5 protein-coding genes are annotated in these 6,080 nt (G+C 64.4%); 2 read left to right on the forward strand and 3 right to left on the reverse strand.

Annotated elements, in window-relative coordinates:
- Positions 1–934: 934 nt before the first annotated feature.
- Positions 935–1,873 carry a YegS/Rv2252/BmrU family lipid kinase gene (locus ACXJ7R_RS22385; protein WP_095090902.1) on the forward strand — a complete coding sequence of 313 codons (939 nt, stop codon included), beginning with the start codon at positions 935–937 and terminating at the stop codon, positions 1,871–1,873.
- Between the two features lie 80 nt (positions 1,874–1,953).
- On the opposite strand, the gene ACXJ7R_RS22390 is transcribed toward ACXJ7R_RS22385, so the two are convergent.
- From ACXJ7R_RS22390 to ACXJ7R_RS22400, 3 genes are read right to left on the reverse strand one after another with little or no spacing between them, the layout of a single operon-like run.
- Entirely contained in the window at positions 1,954–2,871 is a 918-nt protein-coding gene (locus ACXJ7R_RS22390) for an NAD(P)-dependent oxidoreductase (RefSeq protein ID WP_457153758.1), read from the reverse strand.
- Positions 2,868–4,079 carry a mandelate racemase/muconate lactonizing enzyme family protein gene (locus ACXJ7R_RS22395; protein WP_457153759.1) on the reverse strand — a complete coding sequence of 404 codons (1,212 nt, stop codon included), beginning with the start codon at positions 4,077–4,079 and terminating at the stop codon, positions 2,868–2,870. The genes ACXJ7R_RS22390 and ACXJ7R_RS22395 overlap by 4 nt, the downstream gene beginning before the upstream one ends.
- The gene (locus ACXJ7R_RS22400; protein ID WP_457153760.1) at positions 4,076–5,692 is read right to left on the reverse strand and encodes a GMC family oxidoreductase; all 1,617 of its coding nucleotides are present in this window, start codon (positions 5,690–5,692) and stop codon (positions 4,076–4,078) included. The genes ACXJ7R_RS22395 and ACXJ7R_RS22400 overlap by 4 nt, the downstream gene beginning before the upstream one ends.
- Before the next feature lie 202 nt (positions 5,693–5,894).
- Here ACXJ7R_RS22400 and ACXJ7R_RS22405 point away from each other — a divergent pair.
- A partial coding sequence (locus ACXJ7R_RS22405) for a phosphoribosylaminoimidazolesuccinocarboxamide synthase (protein WP_457153761.1) occupies positions 5,895–6,080 on the forward strand: 186 nt, incomplete at its 3' end.

Raw genomic sequence — 6,080 nt, forward strand, 5'->3', positions numbered from 1 at the left:
TGGCATCGTTGAACGCCGGTATGTAGCCGATGGCAACGACGGCGAAGAACAGGAACGCATAGGCAACGGCGAGCTTCTGGATCAACGTCATGAAGTATCCCCCTTCAGGGAGCCCATTCGCTAACGCTACTCTGCCGGACGCCTGACGCGGTTTTCTGCGCTTCCGATGCTCACGGACCCAAATGTCCGCTGCGCTTCGGTTCTCGAAACCCACGCCATGCGCCTCTGCAGAGCGCGATATCAAACGGACTCCGACGACGCCGGACGTTAGCTGATTTTAGAGCCGGTTGCAGCCATATCCGGAAACAGCGTAAAAATTGTAGGGGATAGCCAAAAAGACAGTCGGCGCCGGGATCTCTCCCAGCGCCTCCCTGTCAGATCAGGACACGGTCGCGGCAGCAACTTCCGTAAAGTCGTCGCGCCATGCCGGCCTTGATTTTGACGGTCCTGCCAGCCCGCCACCCGAGAGCAGCGCCCGTTCGGGACCACGCCGGTCTCCGCCCTTGCGGGCTTTGCCCTGCGCACCATCGAAGGTTTTTGCCGTCCTTCATGGCAGCATCGGTCCGCCGTCGGCGTTGGCACGCTTTCCGCGGCCCCGTAGGTCTCGGCATCCGTCCCTCCAACAGGCAAGCCTGCTCTCGCTCAGGGCCGTACGGGCCTCAGGAAATCCGCCTATCACTTCGCCTTTCGGCTGGGCGATCGGTAGCCGCCTGAGATGGGTTCAATGTACGCCGGGTAAGTGGTCGGCGACACTGCGGCAGGCCTGTGGATAATGGGATTATCGGGGATCAAGCAAGGACAACGGATCTTCCGGTCCGCCATGACGGGCGGCAGCAGTGGACATTCGCCCTTGCCCTGTCGGCGGGCGCGGGTTTCAATGCCGGCAAAGGATTCGAGGCGCCGGGCGCCTTGATGTCCTTGCGGGAGGGTGTGCTTGAAAGTCGGAGTGGTCCTCAATCCGATTGCCGGCGGCGGCCGGTTGAAACGGCATTGGCCGGAGGTCGCCGCGTCGCTGAAAAAGCATTTCGGCGAATTCGAGCTGCGTGAGACGCAGGCCGAAGGTGACGCCGAAAGACTGGCACTCGATCTCGCGGCAAACGGTTTCGACCTGGTGATCGCGGCCGGCGGTGACGGCACTGCCAGCGAGGTGGCCGACGGGCTGCTGCAGGCGTCCAAGGAAGGCCGCAGGACAACCGAGCTTGGCCTCTTGCCGTGCGGGACCGGCATCGATTTCGCGCGCGGGCTCGGCCTGCCGCGCGAGGTTGATGCGGTGCTGAAGCGGCTCGCCGAGACCAAGCCTCGGAAAGTCGATGCCGGGCGCATTTGCTACATCGACGACCATGGCGCGCTGGCCAGCCGGCATTTCATCAACATCGCCAGCCTCGGCCTGTCGGGCGCCACCGACCGCGCCGTCAACGCCGACAAGCGCAAGGGCAAGATGTCGGCCAAGACGCTGTTCCTGTGGCGCACCGTGGTCGAATTCATCCGCTACCGCTTCCAGCATGTCAGGATCACGGTCGACGACGGCACGCCGGTCGAGGCGCGCATGGCGCTGGTGGCGGTCGCCAACGGCAAGTTCTTCGGCGGTGGCATGATGATCGCGCCGGATGCTGAACTGGCCGACGGGCAGTTCGACATCGTCATCCTGCGCGCCGCCGGCAAGCTGAAGCTGATCTGGGATATCCGGCTGCTCTATGGCGGCCGGCACCGCAACCATCCCGCGATCACCATCCTGCGCGGCCGGAAAGTGGTGGTCGAGCCGCTCGGCGATGTCGAGACGAACGGCGCGATGGTCGACATCGATGGCGAGTCGCCAGGACGCATACCGGCGACCTTCGAGATCCTGCCCGGCGCGCTGACGCTCAGATATTGAATCAAGTCGTTAACAGATCGATTCAGGTGAGTCCGGAGATGGGTCCAACCAACTGAAATCGCTTGATTTCTTGCCTGGTGTCAGACTTCGAGCTTGGCTGGAAAACCGGGCGCGCGCAGGTCAGTGCCAACGGCATCTTCCAGCAGTTTGACGATCTGGGTCGACCAGGCGCCGCCGCCATAGGCTTCCTTGCCTTGTTCAAAAATCGCGTTGACGCGCGATGCCAGCTCGAGCGGCACGCCAGACTGTTCGCCCATGGCGAGCGCGAAGCCGAGATCCTTCAGCGCCAGGTCCATGGTGAAGCCGATGTCGTAGGAGCCGTTGAGAATGAGCTGGCTTTCGGTCTCATGGACGAAGCTGTTGCCGGAGGAGGCGACGATGGCGTGGTAGGATTGGGCGAGGTCGAGCCCGCCTTGCCTGGCCAGCATCAAGGCCTCGCCGGCGGCGACGAGATGGATGAAGGCGAGCATGTTGGTGATCACCTTGATCACCGCCGCCGAGCCGACCGGACCCATCAGGAACGACTTCGCGCACATCGCTTCGATGGCCGGGCGATGGCGCGCATAAAGTGCCGCATCGCCACCGACCAGTGCGGTGATCTTTCCGACCGCCGCCAGATGCACGCCGCCGGTGACCGGGCATTCCAACGTTTCGATGCCCTTGGCCGAGGCGAGGGCGGCCAGACGCACGATCTCGTCGCGGCCGTTGGTCGACATCTCGATCCAGGTGCCGCCCTCTGGCAGGCCCTCAAGCAAACCGCCGGGGCCGGCCAATACCGCTTCACTGACCTTTGGCGAGGGCAGGCAGGTTACCGCATTGCCGGCTCGCGCGGCGGCCTCGGCGGGACTGTTGGCGGCGGTGGCGCCGAGCGCGACGAGGCGCTCGACAGCAGCGGGCTCGCGGTCGAAGACGGTGACCGCGAAGCCGTCGCGGATCAGGCTGGCGGCAAGATTGCCGCCGAGATGGCCAAGGCCGATGAAGGCATAGCTTTCGCTCACGGCATCAACGGCGTCTGCATCATCTGCAGATGCAGTTCCTTGCCGGTGTAGGGATGCGCATCGCAGACCGCTTCGTTGAGCTCGACGCCGAGGCCGGGCTCCTTCGAGGGGATCACGTTGCCGTCCTGCCACTCGATCTTCTTCGTAAGCAGCGTCGCGTGGAAACCGTCCCACTGCTTCAGCGATTCCAGGATGAGGAAATTGGGCAGCGTCACGGCCACCTGGATGTTGGCAGCACCGACGATCGGCCCGCAATAGCAGTGCGGGGCGACCTGGATGTGGTAAGCCTCGGCCATGGCGGCGATCTTCTTGGTTTCGAGGATGCCGCCCGAGCGGCCGAGGTCGGGCTGCAGGATGGTCGCGGCGCGGTTCTCGATGACGCGGGCGAATTCGAACTTGGTCGTCAGCCGCTCGCCGGTGGCGATCGGGATCGACGTGCCTCGCGCCACCTGCGCCATCACTTCAGGCATGTCGGGCGGCACCGGCTCCTCGAACCACAGCGGGTCATAAGGTTCGATGGCGCGGGCCATGCGCAGCGCGCCGGAGGCGGTGAACTGGCCGTGGGTGCCGAACAGGATGTCGGCGCGGGTGCCGACCGCCTCGCGGATCGCCTTGATCATGCGGGTGGAGAGATCGATGTCGACGAGGCGCGGCTGGTGGCCGTCGAAGGCGGTGTAGGGGCCGGCCGGGTCGAGCTTGACGGCATTGAAGCCCTGCTCGACATATTCGAGCGCGCAGGCGGCGGCGAGATCGGGGTCGTTGTAGACGTTCTTGCCGCGCGCATCCTCGGAGTGGACGCTGCCGGTGTGCGGGTAGAGATAGGTGTAGGAGCGCAGCGTCTCGTGCACCTGGCCGCCGAGCAATTTGTAGACCGGCTTGTTGGCTTCCTTGCCGACAATGTCCCAGCAGGCCATTTCCAGCGCCGAGAAGCAGCCCATGCCGGACACGTCCGGGCGCTGGGTGAAGCCCGAGGAATAGGCGCGGCGGAAGAAATTCTCGATGTCGTGCGGATCGCGGCCGATCAAATAGCGCTCGGCCATGTCCTCGACCATCTTCGCCGTGACATGGGCGGAGAAGGTGGCGTTGTAAGCCTCACCATAGCCGACGACACCGCCATCGGTGGTCAGCTTGACGAAGATGAAATACTTGCCGCCGATGCCGGGCGGCGGGTTGCCGACAACCCAGGTCTTGACGTCGGTGATTTTCATTTTTGGTCCTCCAGAACCAGTTCGGCGCCCTTCCAACCGGTCATGATCGAGGCGGCGTTGGTGTTGCCGGTGATGTTGTCGGGAAAGATCGAGGCGTCGATGACACGCAAGGCCTCGATACCGTGCACCTTGAGGCGCGGATCGACGACGGCGCGCGTGGGATCGGGACCCATGCGGCAGGTCGACACCGGATGATAGACGGTGCCCGAACGCTTCCGGAAATCCTGGATCAGATCGACGTCTGATGTGATCGACGGCCCCGGCAGCACCTCTTCCTCGATGATCTCGGCCATTGCCGGCATCGAGGCGATCTTGCGCACGAACTTCACCGCGTCGAGCATCTCGGCGACGTCGGCCTCGGTCGAATACGCATTGGCCGATATCCTGGGATAGTCGCGCGGATTGCTGGAACGGATCATGATCTCGCCGCGGCTCGACGGGCGGCAATTGGACAGTCCGATGGAAAAGCCCGGCCACGGGTCGGGTGTCAGGATCGGACGCTCGCCGCTTTTGGGAATGACGGTCGAGAAGGCCTGGAAATAGAGCTGCATGTTGGGGCGGGTCGCCGCAGGGTCGGTGCGGAAGAAGCCACCGGCATTGTTCATCGACAGCGACAGCGGCCCGGACCGCGTCAGGATGTATTGCATGCCGACCAGGAGCTTGCCCCACCACGGACGCAGTGTCTGGTTGAGCGTCGGCAGCCTGCCTTTGAAGGTGTAGTTGATGCCGACATGGTCCTGCAGATGCGCGCCGACGTTCTCGTTGGCGTGGACGACGGGGATGCCAAGCTCCTTGAGCAGCGCCGAGGGGCCGACGCCGGACAGCTGCAGCAATTGCGGCGAGTTGACCGAGCCGCCCGACAGGATGACCTCGCGCCCGGCACGTGCCGTCTTGGTCTCGCCGTTCTGCAGATATTCGACGCCGACGGCGCGGCTACCTTCGAACAGCACCCGGGTCGCCAGCGCGTTCATCTCGACGCGGACGTTGGCGCGCTTCATCGCCGGGCGCAGGAAGGCACGCGCCGCCGACATGCGGCGGCCGTTCCTGGTCGAGATCTGGTAGACGCCAACGCCTTCCTGGGTAGCACCGTTGAAATCCGGGTTGAGCGGCAGACCGGCCTGCTGGCCGGCGGCGAGATAGCGCTTGGTCAGCGGGTGGACCGCGTCCGAACAATCGGTGACATGCAGCGGGCCGCCGACACCGCGCCATGCGTYGGCGCCGGCCTGATTGTCCTCCAGCGCCTTGAAGGCGGGCAAGATATCGTCATAGCCCCAGCCTGGGTTGCCGGCGGCTGCCCAGGCATCGAAATCCTCGCGCGCGCCCCGGATCCAGACCATGGCATTGATCGAGCTCGAGCCGCCGAGCAGCTTGCCGCGCGGCCAGTGGTCGGCGTTGCCGGCGAGCCCCGGGTCGGGCTCGGCCTTGTAGTTCCAGTTCACCGCCGGATCGAAGAAGGTCTTGCCGTAGCCGAGCGGCATCTGCACGTAGAAGCGGCGGTCGGTGCCGCCGGCCTCCAGCACCAGCACGGAAAAGCGTCCGGAGGCCGACAGTTTGTCGGCCAGGACCGAGCCGGCCGAGCCGGAGCCGACGATGATGAAGTCATAGGTCTGCATGATTGGTGGGCGGCTCCGGAAATCTGGCCACAGCCTAGACGCGGCGGGTCGGCCGCGTCGCCGCGCCTTCCGGCATCGGTTGTGAAAAAAGCGACCGGGATGCCAGGTCGAGTTGCGGGGAATCCCGACAATCGCGCTTGATATGCATGGGGTCGACAGCTTATGCGATGATATCAGCCAATCTGCGGAAGGCAGGAATCATATGCGCACCTTGCCTGATGCTTTCATTTCCGAATTGCCGGGCCACTACAGCGGCAAGGTCCGCGAAAACTACGACCTGCCGGACGGCAGGCGCATCATCATCGCCACCGACCGTCTCAGTGCCTTCGACACCATCCTGACCTCGATCCCGTTCAAGGGGGAGATCCTCACCCAGACGGCGCGGTAC

The organism is Mesorhizobium sp. P5_C1 (assembly GCF_054049815.1).

Coding starts and splice junctions, on each gene's coding strand:
- ACXJ7R_RS22395 (WP_457153759.1), bottom strand. CDS start 4,079: ATGAAAATCACCGACGTCAAGACCTGGGTTGTCGGCAACCCGCCGCCC.